Below are 15164 nucleotides of genomic sequence, written 5' to 3'. Positions count from 1 at the left end.
CCGTGTAACGTGCCGTCCATGGTCCCGAGCATCCCGGTCAGCGTCGACCTGGTCGTGCTCACCGTACGCAACCATGCTCTCAGCGCTCTGGTGTGGCGGCGCGACAACCCGCCGTTCCTGCGCCGCTGGTCGCTGCCCGGCGGCTTCATCCAGCTCGACGAGGACCTGCCGGCCGCCGCCCACCGCGTCCTCGCCGAGCGCGCCGGCCTCCCGGGCGCCCCGGTGCACCTGGAGCAGCTCCAGACGTACGGATACCCCGACCGCGACCCGCGTCAGCGCGTCCTGAGCGTCGCCTACCTGGGCCTGGCCCCCGACCTGCCGGCCTCGGAGAAGGCGCACATGAGCTGGCAGCCGGTCGAGGCGCTGAACGTCATGGCCTTCGACCACCGCCGCATCATGCTCGACGGGGTCGAGCGGGCCCGGGCCAAGCTGGAGTACACGTCCCTGGGCGCGGCCTTCTGCCCGCCGGAGTTCACCGTCGCGGACCTGCGCCGGGTGTACGAGATCGTCTGGGGCCGCCCCCTCGATCCCCGCAACTTCCACCGGAAGGTCACCAAGGCCGAGGGCTTCCTGGTGGAGACGGGCGCCACCACCACCAGAGACGGCGGCCGCCCCGCCAAGCTCTACCGCCGCGGCCCGGCCGAACTCCTCCACCCCCCTATGCTGCAGGAATGACCTCCCACCCGGACTGCGCTGCGGACGTCATCGAGACCCCTCGCCTGACCCTCGTACCCCTGCGGGTGGAGCACGCCGCGGAGATGGCGGCCGTGCTCGCCGACCAGCGCCTGCACGAGTTCATCGGCGGCGTCCCCGCCACTGAGCAGGAGTTGCGCGCCCGCTACGAACGCCTGGTCGCGGGCCCGTCCGGCTGGCACAACTGGGTGCTGCGCCTGCGCGCCGACGGCCGCCTGACCGGCTACGTTCAGGCGACCGTCGACGAAGGGACGGCCGAGATCGCCTGGGTGATCGGGGTGCCGTGGCAGGGCCGAGGTCTGGCCGCCGAGGCCGCCCGCGCCCTGGTCGCCTGGTGCGACGCCCAGGGCATCGGCACGGTCGTCGCCCACGTCCACCCCGACCACGCAGCCTCCGCCGCCGTCGCCGCCCGCGCCGGTCTGCACGCCACCGACCTCGTCCACGACGGCGAGACCCGCTGGGAACGCCGTCATCCGCTCCCGTCCCGGTGCTGATGAAGCGCCTGGCCTAAGGTGGTTGTATGCCTCGTTTCCGCCACATCCTGGACACCATGCCCCCCTACAAGCCGGGCAAGGCCGTGGTCTCCGCCGACGGCCGGTCGTACAAGCTGTCCTCGAACGAATCCCCCTACGACCCGCTGCCCTCCGTGGTGGAGGCAGTCGCCGAGGGCGCCCGTCAGATCAACCGCTATCCCGACCCCGGCGCGGTCAAGCTGACCGAGGCCATCGCCGAGCGGTACGACGTGCCGTTCGAGCACATCGCGCTCGGCGCGGGCTCGGTCACCGTCGCCCAGCAGTTGTTCGAGTCGGTCGGCGAGCCCGGCGTCGAGGTCGTCTACGCGTGGCGGTCGTTCGAGGCGTACCCGCTGCTGGCGGACCTGTCCGGGGTGACGTCCGTCCAGGTGCCGCTCGCGGGCGAGGACCACGACCTGGACGCCATGGCGGAGGCGATCAACGACCGTACCCGCATGGTCTTCGTGTGCAACCCCAACAACCCCACCGGCACCGCGATCCGCCGCGACGCGCTGCTGTCCTTCCTCGACCGCGTGCCGGAGAACGTGCTCGTGGTGCTGGACGAGGCCTACCGCGAGTACGTCCGCGACGAGGACGTCCCCGACGGCCTGACGCTCTACCGCGACCGCCCGAACGTCTGCGTCCTGCGCACGTTCTCCAAGGCGTACGGGCTGGCGGGCCTGCGGGTCGGCTACCTGATCGGGCCCGAGCCGGTGGCGGCGGCCGTCCGCAAGACGATCATCCCGTTCGCCGTCAACCACCTCGCGCAGATCGCCGCCGTCGCCTCCCTCAAGGCCGAGGACGAGCTGCTGGAGCGGGTCGAGCGGGTGGTCGAGGAGCGCAGCCGCGTCCGCGAGTCGCTGATCGAGCAGGGCTGGACGGTGCCGCCGACCGAGGCGAACTTCGTCTGGCTGCGGCTCGGCGAGCGCACCCTCGACTTCGCCGCCGCCTGCGCGGTGGAGGGCGTGGCCGTGCGGCCGTTCGCGGGGGAGGGCGCCCGGGTCTCCATCGGCGACCCCGAGGCCAACGACGCCTTCCTCACCGCGGCCAAGGAGTTCCGCGGTTAGGCGCTGACCTCTTGGGCGAGGGCCGCGGCCCTGGTCCTGGCGCGTCGCTCGGTGGAGACCACCAGGGCGACGCCGACCAGGATCACCGCGCCCCCGGCGATGATCTGCGGGGTGACGTGCTCGTTCACGATCAGCACGCCGAGGAGCACGGCGACGACCGGGTTGACGTACGCGTACGTGGACACCAGCGAGATCGGCGCGTTCCCCAGCAGCCAGGTGTAGGCGGTGAAGCCGACCAGCGACCCGACCAGCACCAGGTAGGCCAGCGCCATCCAGGAGCGTCCGGAGATCGCCGTCAGGTCGAGCCGTTCGCCGAGTGCGGTGCCGGTCACGGCCAGGCCGGCGCCGCCGACCAGCATCTCGATCGTGCTGGCCGCGAAGGGGTTGGCGGGCATGGGGATGCGCGCCGACAGGAACGAGCCGATCGACCACGAGAACGAGGCGACCAGGATCACCACGATCCCGGTGGTGTCGACCGACTGGCCGCCGGTCACCGACAGCGCGGCGACGCCGCCGAACCCGACGAGCACGCCCGCCAGCGTCAGCACGGCCGGCCGGTCCCTGACCATGATCCGGAACACGACCAGCCAGAGCGGCACGGAGGCCACGAGCAGCGCGGCCAGGCCGCTGGAGATGTGCTGTTCGGCCACGGCGACCATGCCGTTGCCGCTGGTCAGCAGGAGCAGGCCGACGAGCCCCGCCCCGCAGAACTGCCGCCACGACACCCGGAACGGCTCAAGGCCCTTCCTGATCATCAGGAAGCCGCCCAGCAGCAGCGCGGCCGTCACGAACCGCAGCGCGCCGCTCAGCATCGGGGGCATGGTCTCGATGGCGATCCTGATGCCGAGGTAGGTCGAGCCCCACACCACGTACACGATCGCCAGGGCGCTCCAGACCAGGAGGGTAGCCCGGCTGTCAGTGGTGTTCGCACTCATGGGTCATGACCTTACCGGGCCACTCGGACATAACACCGGCGAGTATCAGACTTCGGACCCTGGCGGGATATTAGCGATAGGCGGCTTTCGCGCCACTGTTGAGGAGGGCGGGCCGGCTGAGACGATCGCGACTGTCCAGCAATGAAGGGATATGTCGTAGATGTCAGCCGTCACCTCCACCCCGGCCGCCCCCAACGCCGCCGCCCTCGCCCACTTCGCCGCCCGCCTGTCCTTCGAGACCGACGTCTCGGACGTGGCCGCCGACCTGGCCGCCGGCGCGCCGGGCGTGGTGGTCGTCGACTCCCGCAGCCGGGAGAGCTGGGACCAGGGGCACGTCCAGGGGGCGGTGCACCTGCCCACGGCGGAGATCGCCACAGGGGCCGCCGGCCTGATCCCCGCGGGTGTCACCGTCGTCACCTACTGCTGGGGCCCCGGCTGCAACGGCGCCACGCGGGCCGCCCTGGAGTTCGCCAGGCTCGGGTACGCGGTCAAGGAGATGCTCGGCGGCTTCGAGTACTGGGCCAGAGAGGGTTTTCCGGTCGAGACCGCGTCCGGCGTCACGCGGCGGCCGATCGACGCGCTGACGGCGCCGGTGTCCGGGATCGCGTGCGCCTGCTGAAAGCGCCCCCAGTCCAGCCGAAACGACCGGCTATATCCAGACATGTCGGTCGGCTGATCAGCCCCGTCAGGTGGCCCACAGCCCCTTGCAGACGTATTCCGCGTGAAGGGGAGGGGAAAGTTTGGCGCCCCCGTCCGAATCCCGTCGATCGGGGGCGTTGTGAACATACCCGGATCTACTCGGGTCAACCAATAAGTCCCCAAGAGTCAACAGGATTGTCTGTACCTTTGACTCCCGAGGTCAAGAATTCGGCACCCGTCGCCCCGGAAAGGGGGCGACGGGCCCCGTACGGTCACCGCGGTCCGAGCTTCTCCACGATGAGCCGGTAGAGCTGACGCGGACGCCCCGGCTGCGGGGTGCGGTTCGGCGGTAGCGGCCACGCGAGTCCCTCGTCAACCAGCGTGCGCAGCAACCGCCGAGCCGTGCGTGGCGTCACCCCGAGCATCTTGCCCGCGCCCTCGGCGTCGACCACCGTGTCGCCGCCTTCGAGCTTGGCCGCCAGCCTGGCCAGTACCTCCACGCCCTTCGGTTTGAGCGCGTTCGACCCGGTGGGTGGCATCCGAGGGGCCGGGATGAGGGCCCGGCCCTCGCGGTCCACCGCGAACCCCTGGGCCTGCTTGCCCGCCTGGGTGCGGGCCAGCGCGGCCCGCGCGTGCGACTCCGCGTCGTGTGTCGTACGCCCCATCCCGACGCCCACCTCGACCGCCAGCCCCAGCTCGTCCCGGATCCTGGCCGCGAAGGGCAACACCCTGAACCCGTCGGTGGCCGCGGCGATCGAGCCCCTGGTCGCGGTGACCAGGTAACTGTGATCGTCGATCGGCCAGACGGTCGCGTTGATCCGGTTCGCCTCCTGGACCAGCAGCCGGTGCAGCGACAGCCGCAGCTCGTCGCGCCAGTAGCGTGGCGCCGCGCGCCGCACGGGCTCGCGCAGCGTCGGCACCTCCACCAGCACCACGGTGAGCTGTGACTCCTCCAGCCGGTGATGCGCCCCGAGCAGCGCCGCGGTGTGCAGCGCCGTCCGGACCGCCGCCGAGGTCGGCCTGATCCTGATGACCGGTACGCCCGCGGCATGCAGGCGTTCGGCCACCGCGGGCAGGCACGTCAGTGCTCCCGAGGTGGCGCCCTGGCGGGCCAGCCGTTCGTGGTAGGCCGCGATCGTGCCCGTGGCGCCGGGCTCGTCGCGGCTGTGCACGTCCGTGGCCGGTATGCCGAGGTCGGTGTACGCCTCCTCGACGTCCGCCCTGCTGACCACGTCCACGCTGACCCGTTGCGGGTCCATCCGGGTGTCCAGCGCCGCCTTGGCCAGCGCCGCCACCAATGCCGCTCCACCAAGTTGCACGTAGGTCGCGGGCATCGTCAGCACGCCTGATCGCCTGGCCAGGTCATAAGGGACCGGGCTGGCGAACAGACATGCGTCGACACCGGGACCGAGCCGCGTCACCTTGTCGGGCGCCTCCTGTTCGTCGCGGTACGCGGCCGCGACCAGGCGACACGGCAGCGGTGCCGCGGCGTGACCCATCAGCATGACTCGCTCGACCAGGTCGTGGGGTCCGACCACGCCGATGGTGAGGTCCGGTGTCATGGCGCCCGGGCGTGACACTCGGGGAGTTTCTTCGGCCCTCTCGACCAATGTTCGTCCCATCCTGCCGTCCGTTGCAGTGCTCTCTTTTGGAACGATCGCTCGCGGGGGCCGTAATGTCACGCCCGACTTTTCCGGAAAGTCGTTCTGGTTGACCGCCCGACAAGAAGTCTCAGCAGCTCAACGCGGTTTTTCTCATCTTTTTTAGCGCTCAGAAATCTCTCGTGTAATGTCCGCGCCGAGCGCGCGCATTCGCGACGCGAGATGTGCGTGGCCGCGATCGATGAGGTATCCCGACTCGATGACGGTCTCTCCTTCGGCCGCCAGACCGGCGAGCACGAGCGCGATACCGGAGCGCAGATCGTGCGCCGTGACTTGCGCGCCGGTGAGCGGCGTGCGGCCGCGTACGACGGCCCGGCTGCCGTCGACCTCGACGTCGGCGCCCATCTTGTTGAGCTCGCCGGCCAGGGCGAAGCGGCCGTCGAAGATGCGCTCGTGGATGTAGCTGGTGCCGTCGGCCAGGGCGGCCACGGTCATCATCGGCGACTGCAGGTCGGTCGCGAACCCCGGGTAGGTGTCGGTGATGATGTTGATGGGCCGCAGCGGGCGGTCGCACCGCACATGCAGCACCGCGCCCTGCCGGGCGAAGTCGACGCCCATCTGCTCCAGCTTGTAGCGGACGACGCCCAGGTCGAGGCCGGTGCCCACGAGGCTCAGCTCGCCGCCGGTGATCGCCGCGGCCATCGCGAACACGCCCGCGTCGAGCCGGTCGGGCATCACGGTGTGCTCGACGGCGTGCAGCTCCTCCACGCCCTCGACGGTGATGAACCCGGTGCCGCCGCCGCTGATGCGCGCGCCCATCTTGGTGAGCATGTCGATGACGTCGAGCACTTCGGGCTCAAGGGCCGCGTTCTCGATCACCGTCGTGCCCTTGGCCAGGGCGGCGGCCATGATCAGGTTCTCGGTGCCGGTGTGGGAGGGGGTGTCGAGGTAGAGCGTCGCGCCGGTCAGGCCGCTGGCCTTGACGTGGATGACGGTCTCGCCCTCGTCGACGACCGCGCCGAGCCGCTTGTAGCCCAGGTAGTGGAAGTCGAGGTTGCGGCTGCCGAGGTTGCAGCCGCCGACGCCCTCGACGATCGCCTCGCCCAGCCGGTGGAGCAGCGCCGGGGTGAACAGCACGGAGCCGCGGAACCGGCGCGCGATCTCGGCGGGCAGCACCGGGCTGCTCAGCCTGGAGGCGTCGATGACCAGCGTGCGCTCGGACTCGTGCAGCTCCACGTACGCGCCGATCGCCTCGGCCAGCTCGATGGCACGCCGGACGTCCTCGATGATCGGCACGTTCCGCAGCACCGTACGGCCCTTGGCGGCCAGCAGAGCCGCGCCGATCATGGGAAGCACGGCGTTCTTCGCGCCCTGGATGAACGCGGTTCCACGCAGTGCGTTGCCACCGCGCACGCGGTAACGGACCATTCGTGCGGCTCCTTGAAATCAACGGTGAGGCTCGATCGGGCCAACAGTAGTCGCTAACACCAGGTGGCCCAGCCGAATCATCCGCTAAAGGAAGCCCCCGTGATGCGCTCATACGCTTCCAGGTATCGCTGCCTCGTGCGCTCGACAACATGGTCGGGAAGTCGAGGCGGGGGGTTTCCGGAGGATTTGTCCCATCCGGATTCGGGCGAGAGCAGCCAATCACGTACATATTGCTTATCGAAAGAAGGTTGCGCCCGGCCCGGCTTCCACTCGTCGGCCGGCCAGAACCGCGACGAGTCCGGGGTCAGCACCTCGTCGCCCAGCGTCAGCACGCCGTCGGCGTCCCAGCCCAGCTCGATCTTGGTGTCGGCCAGGATGATGCCGCGCTCACGGGCGATCTCCGCGCCGCGCGTGTAGACGTCGATGGTGATGCGCCGCAGCTCCTCGGCGGTCTCCGCGCCGACCTCGGCGACCACCTGCTCGAAGGAGATCGGCTCGTCGTGCTCCCCCTGCGGGGCCTTGGACGAGGGGGTGAAGATCGGCTCCGGCAGCCGGGAACCGTCCTCCAGCCCGGCGGGCAGCGGCACCCCGGACACCGTGCCGGTCGCGCGGTACTCCGACAGGCCGCCGCCGGTCAGGTAGCCCCGGGCCACGCACTCCACCTGGACCATGCGCAGCGGCTTGCACACCACGCTGCGCGCCTCCTCGCCCCCGGACACGATGTGGTTGGGCACGACGTCCTTGAGCTGGTCGAACCACCACAGCGACATCTGCGTGAGGATGGCGCCCTTGTCGGGGATGTCCGGCTCCAGCACGTAGTCGAAGGCCGAGATCCGGTCGGAGGCGACCATCAGCAGCAGGCCCTCGTCGGTCTCGTAGAGGTCGCGTACCTTGCCGGAGTGCAGGTGCTTCATCGGGCGATGTCCGTCCTGTGGTGCGAGCCGCGCAGCTCGACGCGATCAACGAGGTCGTAGGCGTTGCGGCGGGCGCTCTCCTGGTCGGGGCCGCTGCCGACGACGGTCAGCACGCGGCCGCCGTTGGAGACGACCTCGCCGCCGGGGCCGCGCGTGGTGCCGGCGTGGATGACGTACGCGTGCTCGGTCTCGGCCAGGCCGGTGATCACGTCGCCCTTCACCGGCGCGTCGGGGTAGTTCTCCGCCGCGATCACCACGGTCACCGCCGAGCCGTCCTTGAACACCGGGTCGGGGCCGAGCTCGCCGGTCGCGCACGCCATCAGCAGCCCGCCGAGCGGCGTCTCCAGCCGGTCGAGCAGCACCTGCGTCTCGGGGTCGCCGAAGCGGGCGTTGAACTCGACCACCTTCGGCCCCTTCGAGGTCAGGGCCAGCCCCACGTAGAGCACCCCCTGGTACGGCAGCCCGCGCCGCCCCAGCTCGGCGATCGTCGGATGCACGACCTCGCGCATGACCTGCTCGGTGAGCCCTTCCGGAGCCCAGGGAAGCGGCGTGTACGCGCCCATGCCGCCGGTGTTGGGCCCCTCGTCGCCGTCGTAGGCCCGCTTGAAGTCCTGGGCGAGCTGGAGCGGCACCGCCGTGCTGCCGTCGCAGAGCGCGAACAGCGACACCTCGGGCCCGTCGAGGAACTCCTCGATCACCACCCGCTCGCAGGCCCGCGCGTGCTCCAGCGCCTGGTCGCGGTCGCGCGTGACGACCACGCCCTTGCCCGCCGCCAGACCGTCGTCCTTGACGACGTAGGGGGCGCCGAACTCGTCGAGCGCCGCGGCGGCCTCGGCCTCGGTCTCGCACGTGCGCGCCCGGGCGGTCGGCACGTCGGCGGCCTTCATGATCTCCTTGGCGAACGCCTTGGAGCCTTCGAGCATGGCCGCCTCGCGGGTCGGCCCGAAACAGGCGATGCCGGCCTCGCGCACGGCGTCGGCCACGCCCGCGACGAGCGGCGCCTCCGGCCCGACCACGACGAGGTCGGCCCCCAGCCGCGCGGCCAGCCCGGCCACCTGCGCGGGATCGACGGGATCGACGGGATGAACGGTCGCGACGCCTTCGATGCCCGCGTTACCGGGAGCACAGTGGAGCTCGCTGACCTGGGGATCGAGTTTGAGCGAACGGCACAGGGCGTGCTCACGCCCTCCGGAACCAATGACTAGAACGCGCACGTGCCCCATTGTCGCAGGCCCCGCCGCCCCGCCCGGCGCGGGTCTCGGGCACGTCCCGGGGACTTCGCGGGCACCGCTGATGCCGGAACAAGTGCGCATCTTTGTGTGGTTCTACCTGATCCCAGAGCCCTCCGGCGAGTATCGTCGTTTGGGTTCACCCGCCTGTGGTAGGTTAAGGCGGCTTTGCGGCGTCTCTTGTGATTGGAGGTGGTCCGGGATGAAACCTGGTGATCCCAGCAGTACGTGCTCTCCCACGTACGCCCCAGTTACCCCCGACCACTCCAATCCGGCAGCCTGATCGTGCCTCCACGCATTTGTGTCGATTGAGGTGACTTTTCATCGCGCGTGGAGCGTGCCAGGTCGGGCGGAAAGGGACTGCCATGCGCTCGTCCACGCTTTTCCGTCGCATCAACCGTCACCCTGTTCAGCCGCACGTCGCACGTCCGTCGGCCAAGCCGGCGCGTGAGGTCTGCGTGCCCCCTGTCGACTCCATCGTCGAATTCGGCGCCTACATCCAGGGCAAGAAGGTCTGTGCCCCGGGCATCGTCGAGTCCCTCGAACTCGTACGCGAGCACAACAACAAGGCCGACGGCGCGAACGCGTTCGTCTGGGTCGGCCTGCACGAGCCCGAGGCGCCCGAGGTGGAGTGGCTGTCGGAGGTCTTCGGCCTGCACCCCCTGGCCGTCGAGGACGCGGTCAAGGCCCACCAGCGTCCCAAGGTCGAGCGCTACGGCGAGTCGCTGTTCATGGTCCTGAAGACGGTCGCCTACCTCGACCACGACGAGCTGACCGCCAACAGCGAGATCATCGCGACCGGCGAGATCATGGTGTTCCTCGGGGTCGACTTCGTGGTGACCGTGCGCCACGGCGAGCACTGCCCGCTCACCCTGGTCCGCGAGCGCCTTGAGGACAAGCCCAAGCTGATGAACCGCGGCCCGGCCGGCGTGCTGCACGCCATCGCCGACCACGTCGTCGACCAGTACCTCCAGGTGGCCGACCTGATGCAGCTGGAGCTCGAAGAGGTCGAGGCGACCGTCTTCGCCGACGTCAGCTCCCGCGACATCAACCGGATCTACCAGCTCAAGCGGGAGATGCTGGAGATGAAGCGGGCCGTCACCCCGTTGCAGTCGCCGCTGTCGGCGCTGCCGCAGCGCCGCGTCATCCCCTCGGAGATGCGCGAGTACTTCCGCGACGTCGGCGACCACCTGTCACGCGTCTGCGAGCAGGTCGAGGCCTCCAACGAACTGTGCAGCTCGATCCTTCAGGCCGCGCTGGCCCGCTCGAACGCCCTGGCCAACGAGGACATGCGCAAGATCTCTTCGTGGGTCGCCATCCTGGCCGTGCCGACGATGATCGCCGGCATCTACGGCATGAACTTCGACTTCATGCCCGAGACCAAGCAGGTCTGGGGCTATCCGGCGGTGCTGGCCGTCATGATCACGGCCTGCGTGCTGCTGCACCGCGGCTTCCGCCGCAACGGCTGGCTCTGAAGCGGCTTCCGCCGCGACGGCCGGCTCCGAGCCGCGCTCAGACGCTCACGGGCTTGAGCGGCCGAACCCCCTCCGGCAGCTCAAGGCCACGCTCGCGCCACAGCTCCCGCATGCGGTCGGGATAGTCGGTCACGATCCCGGCCACGCCGAGGTCGATCATCCGCCCGGCCAGGGCCTGTTCGTTGACCGTCCAGACCGCCACGTCGAGGTCCGCCGCGGCCGCCTGGGCCATCAGCTTCTCGTCGACCATCACGTGCTCGGGCGAGAGCGTGGTGGCGCCGGCCTCGCGAGCGGCGGCGGGGACGTCGTCGCCCAGCCCGCCCTCGTGCCAGTGGAGCGTGTCGAGCTCGATCAGCGCGAACCGCCTGGTCACCGGGGCGAGCCGGGCCGCGTGCCCGATGACGCGCCAGTCGAAGCTGAGGACGGCGGCGTTGCCCAGCCTGCCGTGCCGGTCGAGCTCCTCCACCACCAGCTCGGTGAACATCTCGGGGTCGGCCGTCAGCTCCGGCCTGGTGGGGTCGGACTTCAGCTCGACGTGCAGCCGTACGTGCTCGGCCTCGTAGGCGTTGACCAGCCCGAGCACCGCGCCGAGCGTGGGCATCCTGGTCTCCGGCATGGCGACCTGGGTGAGCGCGAACGGGTCGTCGAGGTGGCGCGGCAGGCGTACGCCCACGTCGAGCGTACGCAACTGGGCGAGGCTGAGCGCGTTGATCGGCTTGCCCACGTACGGGAAGAGCGGATCGCCCTGCCGCAGTGGCCGGCGGTCGGCACTGGTGACGGCCGACACGGTGAGGTCGTGCGTGAGCACGAGGCGGCGATCGGCGGTGAGGGCGACGTCGAGCTCAAGCGCATGGACGCCGAGCTCCATCGTGCGGCTCAGCCCTGGCAGGGTGTTCTCCGGCCACAGGCCCCGCGCTCCCCGGTGACCATGAATCTCAACGCGCACACCGGGGACACTACCCGGCGCGAGCCCAGCTGAGGCAGTGCCACGCCGTGTCCTTTTTATCCTGCTACGCCCTGGTCGAAGGCTGAAGGCCGCCAAGCGAACCCTCCGGCCGCTTATTACACGATAAATGCAACTACCTTGCAATAAGCTGGAACCCATGACGGAGGTTCTCAAACACGCCCATTCCGCAACAGTCCGGGCATGGGTGGATGGCTGGGCGATCTCCCGCAGCGCACCGCGGCCCGTCCCCGAACCATGGGGCCTCAGAGTGGACGTCGGCCTCCCCGGCCACGTGGCGCGGCACATCGTCGCCACCCCGACCCCGGAGATCCTGGCCCACCTGACCGGCACGCTCACCGTCCCCGGCACCTGGCTCAAGCTCTGCGCCCCGGCCGAGTCGGTCACTCCCTCGCTGCCCCCGGAGTGGTCCGTGCAGGAGCAGGAGTACATGATGACCACCGCTTCCCTGCCGCGCATCACCCCGAAGGCCCCCGCGGGCTACACCCTGGCCGTCACCACCAGGGCCGGGGTGACCGTGGCCCGGCTGCTCACGGCGGCGGGCGAGGTGGCGGCGCGCGGCCAGTTCGCCGTCGCGGGCCGCGCCGCCGTGGTCGACCAGGTGGAGACGGCCGCCGAGCACCGGCGCCGCGGCCTCGGCACGGTCGTCATGAACGCGGTCGCCGCCGCCGCCGTGTCCCGTGGCGCCCGCACCGGCGTCCTGGTCGCCACCGCCGCGGGCCAGGCCCTTTACGAAACCCTCGGCTGGACCCTGCACACCCCGATGACCGCCGCCGTCCTCACCTGAGAGGACTTTCCTCTTCGGCCGCGATCGTGACCGTTCCGGAGAACAACAGCGGAATCGTCGCGTCCCGAAGAGCTGCAGTGGTCCTGGCGATCCGTTCGTGGGCCGCCACCTTCTCGTTCAGGACGTGGAGGGTGCGGCCGATCGACCTTTGGACCTCGAAGGGGGCGAGCGCGACAGGCAGGGTGCCGAGGACGCCGGTGCTGACATTGGGAATGGGGCTGCGTACCGCGTTGCGCTCCAACCAGTCCAGCACAGCCGGATGGCTCAGGTAGGAGTCGAGGTAGCGCGCGTCCACGTCGCCACTGGGACGGATCCTGATGATGCCGGTGCCGAACACCCAACCCTCATGTTCCGAGGTCGCCGACGCGTGTCGGCCGATCGCGCCGGTTCGCACACAGGCAATGTCTCCGGGCTTGAGCTGGTAGCGGGCCAGCCTTCCGCTTTCCTCGTCGCTCACGTGATCGAAGGTTCCAGTGATGCGACCGCCGACGAGATTCTTGGGTTTGATCACGGTAGTGCGCCCGTCAGGGCTCTCCTGCAGCGCGGCACCGGCCGTGAGTTCGCAGATCTCGGCGAGATTGGTCTCGGTCCAGCCGGCGGGCAACTCACCGATCAACGCGCTCACCATGTGAGTCTCTTCAACGCCTGGTCGGCTTCGGCGTCCGCCTTCGCCGCTGCCACATGCAACTGGTCCAGTTCTCGGAGCAGTGTCTCGACGTCCTGCCCTCCGTGCTCCGAACGGCTTGGAAGCTCTGGTCTGACGTACCTGCTGGGATTGAGGTTGTAGTTCTGTCGCCCCAGCTCCTCGATGGTCTCTGCCGAAGAGGGCGGCACCTCGCGCCGCGGCGCCCTCTCCGCGCGCCAGTCGGCGAGGACGCCGGCGATCGCTTCGTGATCCTCGTTCGACAGCTCACGTTGGTAGCGGCGGGAGAGCCGCCCCATCGCCGTCGCGTCCACGAACAGAACCTCCTGTCGCGGCCTTTCCTCCCGGCCCAGCACCCAGACGGTGGCGCCGATGCCCGTTGTGGGGAAGAGGCGTGGAGGCAGGGCTATGAGTGCTTCCACCATGCCGTCGTTCACGAGAGCCTTGCGAATCGCGCGCTCGCGCGGGTTCTCGGAGAAGGCGGTGCCGGGCACCATGAGAACCGCGGCTCTCCCGCCGGGCGACAGGCGTTCCAGCACATACTGCAACCAGGCGAAATTCGCGTTTCCGCGTGGAGGGGGGCCGTAGCGCCATGGCCGCCGGTACGCCGGATCGTCTTCGCACCAGTTTCTGACGTTGAAGGGAGGGTTTGTGATGATGTGGGAAAAGCGCTCATGAGGAGGCCGCGGGTCGCACAGCGCCTCCAGGGTCTGGATGCCGAGTCGGGCGTCGACGCCGTGCAGTTCCATGTTCATCCGGGCCAGGGGCAGGCTGTCCCGCTGGAGCGTGTCGCCACGGATCGTCAACTGTTGTTCGGGATCCGTCTCCTGCGCGCGCTCGACGGCCGCGAGAAGCAGCTCTCCGGATCCACAGCTCGGGTCATAGACCTGTGCCGGCGCCTCGGCTGCGGTGACGTCGACCAAGACACGCGCCACAGAGCGTGGTGTGTGAAATTCGCCGCTACGCTTGCCTTCCCATAGTGCGAAGCGATCCATGAAGACGCGAAAGGCCTCGGCGGCGCCCATCGTACGGACCGCCCTGTCAACGATGCCGGCGACTTCGGCGAGCATCATGTGCCCGCGCTTGATGTCGGGCAGCATGCCGTCCATCTCCCATGCCAGCTTTCGCAGGGCGTCGGTGGCCCACGCCGACTCGCGTCCTCTGTCACCAGATGCATCTGTCCAGCCGGCCCCGTCGCGTTCCCGCGCGTAAATCAGGCCAAGTACCAGATTGCGGTAAGAGCCCACGTCATGGACGCCGCGCAAGCGCTCCAGGCCCCTCCACAAGTCCTCCTCGGGGGTCACCAGAGAAGCGGCGGCCGGCAGCGCGGGTGGGGCATCCACGGTGCCACCCGGCTTCGGCGCCGCAAGGTTTCTCCGGAAGCGCTGGCCGAAGGTGGTTCCCAACTGTTCGTCAGGCAGCAGTCGATTGACCGCGATCGGCCGGTGGTCGAGCCAGGACGCGATCGAGTCGACAGGGAAGTAGTCCTCGCCGCCGATGCGCTCCGGTTGGGGGAACCCCTTGTGACGGCGTTCCCAGTTGCTCACCGCCGGCCGCTTCACCTGGGCGAGCCGAGCAATGTCGGGCCGCGACACGTAACCGTCGGGTGCGGCCATCACCGCGCGCCTTCCGGACGGCGGGCCAGCACGCCGGGCAGGCGGTCGATGGTTTGGAGCCATGTGACGAGCTTCGGTTCGACGTGGCCGAGCAGGCGATAGATCTTGGCGTGATCGGCAGCCAGATGCCGGTGGTGCACGGGCTCGTGATGCATGATCCGGTTACGCAGGAGCAGCATGGCCTGGAGGTTGTCACGCAGCGGCTCCCTGGCCCCCTTGTAGTGCGGGAAGGCGCGGTGGAGAGCGGGCACCCACAAGTGGCGGTCATACCGACGTCCCAACAGCGACACCCAGAAGCCGAACGACAACTCGGCGACCACGTTGTCCGCGCCGGGGCGACGGTTGTTCCTGCGGTGCAACTCGCTCTCCACCCTGAGCACCTTGTCGGCGTCATGCTCCTGCAACGGAGCCACGTGCCACCAGTCGGCTCGCCCGAACCTCTCGCACAGTTCACGATGCTCGGCGTTCCGCAGGCTGATCTCCAACCAATGCAACGGCTGGTAGAACGCTTCGGACACTTCGACGTTCCACTGGTACAGATTCCAAGCAGGCGAACTGTCTCCGCTGAACGCGGCAAGGTACGGCGCGAAGCGTGGCTCGGAGATCGTTCGCTCGATCCACCCAGGCACGTCAGTACGCATGGCGAAACCCTCCAGAGCAC

The 15164-nt window shown here is 69.5% G+C and carries 15 protein-coding genes; 6 read left to right on the top strand and 9 right to left on the bottom strand.

All coding sequences use genetic code 11. The features are described from left to right. Positions 1-18: 18 nt before the first annotated feature. Genes ABZ815_RS01700 through hisC form a run of 3 tightly spaced genes read left to right on the top strand, consistent with a single transcriptional unit; the run spans position 19 to position 2272 of the window. On the top strand, positions 19-675 hold the full coding sequence (locus ABZ815_RS01700; protein ID WP_357692835.1) for an NUDIX domain-containing protein: 657 nt from the start codon (positions 19-21) through the stop codon (positions 673-675). Beyond that, positions 672-1187, top strand: coding sequence for a GNAT family N-acetyltransferase (locus tag ABZ815_RS01695; protein WP_357692833.1), 516 nt, complete (start codon positions 672-674; stop codon positions 1185-1187). The genes ABZ815_RS01700 and ABZ815_RS01695 overlap by 4 nt, the downstream gene beginning before the upstream one ends. Before the next feature lie 26 nt (positions 1188-1213). Next, positions 1214-2272, top strand: coding sequence for a histidinol-phosphate transaminase (gene hisC / locus ABZ815_RS01690; protein WP_357692831.1), 1059 nt, complete (start codon positions 1214-1216; stop codon positions 2270-2272). Here the strand turns inward: hisC and ABZ815_RS01685 are convergent. Then, the gene (locus ABZ815_RS01685; protein ID WP_357692829.1) at positions 2269-3207 is read right to left on the bottom strand and encodes an EamA family transporter; all 939 of its coding nucleotides are present in this window, start codon (positions 3205-3207) and stop codon (positions 2269-2271) included. The genes hisC and ABZ815_RS01685 overlap by 4 nt on opposite strands. A gap of 160 nt (positions 3208-3367) precedes the next feature. Between ABZ815_RS01685 and ABZ815_RS01680 the strand changes: the two genes are divergently transcribed. Continuing rightward, positions 3368-3826, top strand: coding sequence for a rhodanese-like domain-containing protein (locus ABZ815_RS01680; RefSeq protein WP_357692827.1), 459 nt, complete (start codon positions 3368-3370; stop codon positions 3824-3826). A gap of 292 nt (positions 3827-4118) precedes the next feature. On the opposite strand, the gene ABZ815_RS01675 is transcribed toward ABZ815_RS01680, so the two are convergent. The 4 genes from ABZ815_RS01675 to purD form a co-directional block, all read right to left on the bottom strand. After that, positions 4119-5408, bottom strand: a complete 1290-nt coding sequence (locus tag ABZ815_RS01675) for a GTP cyclohydrolase IIa (protein WP_357692825.1) — start codon at positions 5406-5408, stop codon at positions 4119-4121. 201 nt (positions 5409-5609) lie between these two features. Beyond that, positions 5610-6875: a UDP-N-acetylglucosamine 1-carboxyvinyltransferase gene (gene murA, locus ABZ815_RS01670; RefSeq protein WP_357692823.1), complete on the bottom strand. Its 1266-nt coding sequence runs from the start codon at positions 6873-6875 to the stop codon at positions 5610-5612. A gap of 77 nt (positions 6876-6952) precedes the next feature. After that, a complete protein-coding gene (locus ABZ815_RS01665) occupies positions 6953-7789 on the bottom strand; it encodes a phosphoribosylaminoimidazolesuccinocarboxamide synthase (protein ID WP_357692821.1) in 837 nt (278 codons plus the stop codon). Further along, positions 7786-9003, bottom strand: coding sequence for a phosphoribosylamine--glycine ligase (gene purD, locus ABZ815_RS01660; protein ID WP_357692819.1), 1218 nt, complete (start codon positions 9001-9003; stop codon positions 7786-7788). Before purD ends, ABZ815_RS01665 begins: the two co-directional genes overlap by 4 nt. Before the next feature lie 473 nt (positions 9004-9476). Here purD and corA point away from each other — a divergent pair, with 473 nt between their 5' ends. After that, positions 9477-10493, top strand: coding sequence for a magnesium/cobalt transporter CorA (corA, locus tag ABZ815_RS01655; protein WP_357692817.1), 1017 nt, complete (start codon positions 9477-9479; stop codon positions 10491-10493). A gap of 37 nt (positions 10494-10530) precedes the next feature. Here corA and ABZ815_RS01650 read toward each other — a convergent pair whose 3' ends face one another. Next, the gene (locus ABZ815_RS01650; protein ID WP_357692815.1) at positions 10531-11439 is read right to left on the bottom strand and encodes a glycerophosphodiester phosphodiesterase family protein; all 909 of its coding nucleotides are present in this window, start codon (positions 11437-11439) and stop codon (positions 10531-10533) included. Positions 11440-11707: 268 nt separating this feature from the next. Between ABZ815_RS01650 and ABZ815_RS01645 the strand changes: the two genes are divergently transcribed. Further along, positions 11708-12244, top strand: coding sequence for a GNAT family N-acetyltransferase (locus tag ABZ815_RS01645; RefSeq protein ID WP_357692813.1), 537 nt, complete (start codon positions 11708-11710; stop codon positions 12242-12244). Here the strand turns inward: ABZ815_RS01645 and ABZ815_RS01640 are convergent. From ABZ815_RS01640 to ABZ815_RS01630, 3 genes are read right to left on the bottom strand one after another with little or no spacing between them, the layout of a single operon-like run. Further along, complete coding sequence (locus ABZ815_RS01640; protein WP_357692811.1) at positions 12237-12872, bottom strand: restriction endonuclease subunit S; 636 nt, start codon at positions 12870-12872, stop codon at positions 12237-12239. The two genes, ABZ815_RS01645 and ABZ815_RS01640, sit on opposite strands and share 8 nt — an antisense overlap. Next, positions 12866-14503: an N-6 DNA methylase gene (locus tag ABZ815_RS01635; RefSeq protein ID WP_357692809.1), complete on the bottom strand. Its 1638-nt coding sequence runs from the start codon at positions 14501-14503 to the stop codon at positions 12866-12868. The genes ABZ815_RS01640 and ABZ815_RS01635 overlap by 7 nt, the downstream gene beginning before the upstream one ends. After that, the gene (locus ABZ815_RS01630; RefSeq protein ID WP_357692807.1) at positions 14503-15144 is read right to left on the bottom strand and encodes a hypothetical protein; all 642 of its coding nucleotides are present in this window, start codon (positions 15142-15144) and stop codon (positions 14503-14505) included. The genes ABZ815_RS01635 and ABZ815_RS01630 overlap by 1 nt, the downstream gene beginning before the upstream one ends. Between the last annotated feature and the right edge of the window lie 20 nt (positions 15145-15164).

The organism is Nonomuraea sp. NPDC047529 (assembly GCF_040642995.1).
In the GTDB taxonomy this organism is placed as follows: domain Bacteria; phylum Actinomycetota; class Actinomycetes; order Streptosporangiales; family Streptosporangiaceae; genus Nonomuraea.
Note: the sequence above shows the minus strand (reverse complement) of the source record. Positions and strands in the feature narration are given on the sequence as shown.

Bases quoted from the DNA above. Each gene is read 5' to 3' on its own strand.
- hisC (WP_357692831.1), top strand. From the start codon at position 1,214: ATGCCTCGTTTCCGCCACATCCTGGACACCATGCCCCCCTACAAGCCG.
- ABZ815_RS01665 (WP_357692821.1), bottom strand. From the start codon at position 7,789: ATGAAGCACCTGCACTCCGGCAAGGTACGCGACCTCTACGAGACCGAC.
- ABZ815_RS01640 (WP_357692811.1), bottom strand. From the start codon at position 12,872: ATGGTGAGCGCGTTGATCGGTGAGTTGCCCGCCGGCTGGACCGAGACC.
- ABZ815_RS01675 (WP_357692825.1), bottom strand. From the start codon at position 5,408: ATGACACCGGACCTCACCATCGGCGTGGTCGGACCCCACGACCTGGTC.
- ABZ815_RS01680 (WP_357692827.1), top strand. From the start codon at position 3,368: ATGTCAGCCGTCACCTCCACCCCGGCCGCCCCCAACGCCGCCGCCCTC.
- murA (WP_357692823.1), bottom strand. From the start codon at position 6,875: ATGGTCCGTTACCGCGTGCGCGGTGGCAACGCACTGCGTGGAACCGCG.
- ABZ815_RS01630 (WP_357692807.1), bottom strand. From the start codon at position 15,144: ATGCGTACTGACGTGCCTGGGTGGATCGAGCGAACGATCTCCGAGCCA.
- ABZ815_RS01695 (WP_357692833.1), top strand. From the start codon at position 672: ATGACCTCCCACCCGGACTGCGCTGCGGACGTCATCGAGACCCCTCGC.
- ABZ815_RS01700 (WP_357692835.1), top strand. From the start codon at position 19: ATGGTCCCGAGCATCCCGGTCAGCGTCGACCTGGTCGTGCTCACCGTA.
- ABZ815_RS01635 (WP_357692809.1), bottom strand. From the start codon at position 14,503: ATGGCCGCACCCGACGGTTACGTGTCGCGGCCCGACATTGCTCGGCTC.
- ABZ815_RS01685 (WP_357692829.1), bottom strand. From the start codon at position 3,207: ATGAGTGCGAACACCACTGACAGCCGGGCTACCCTCCTGGTCTGGAGC.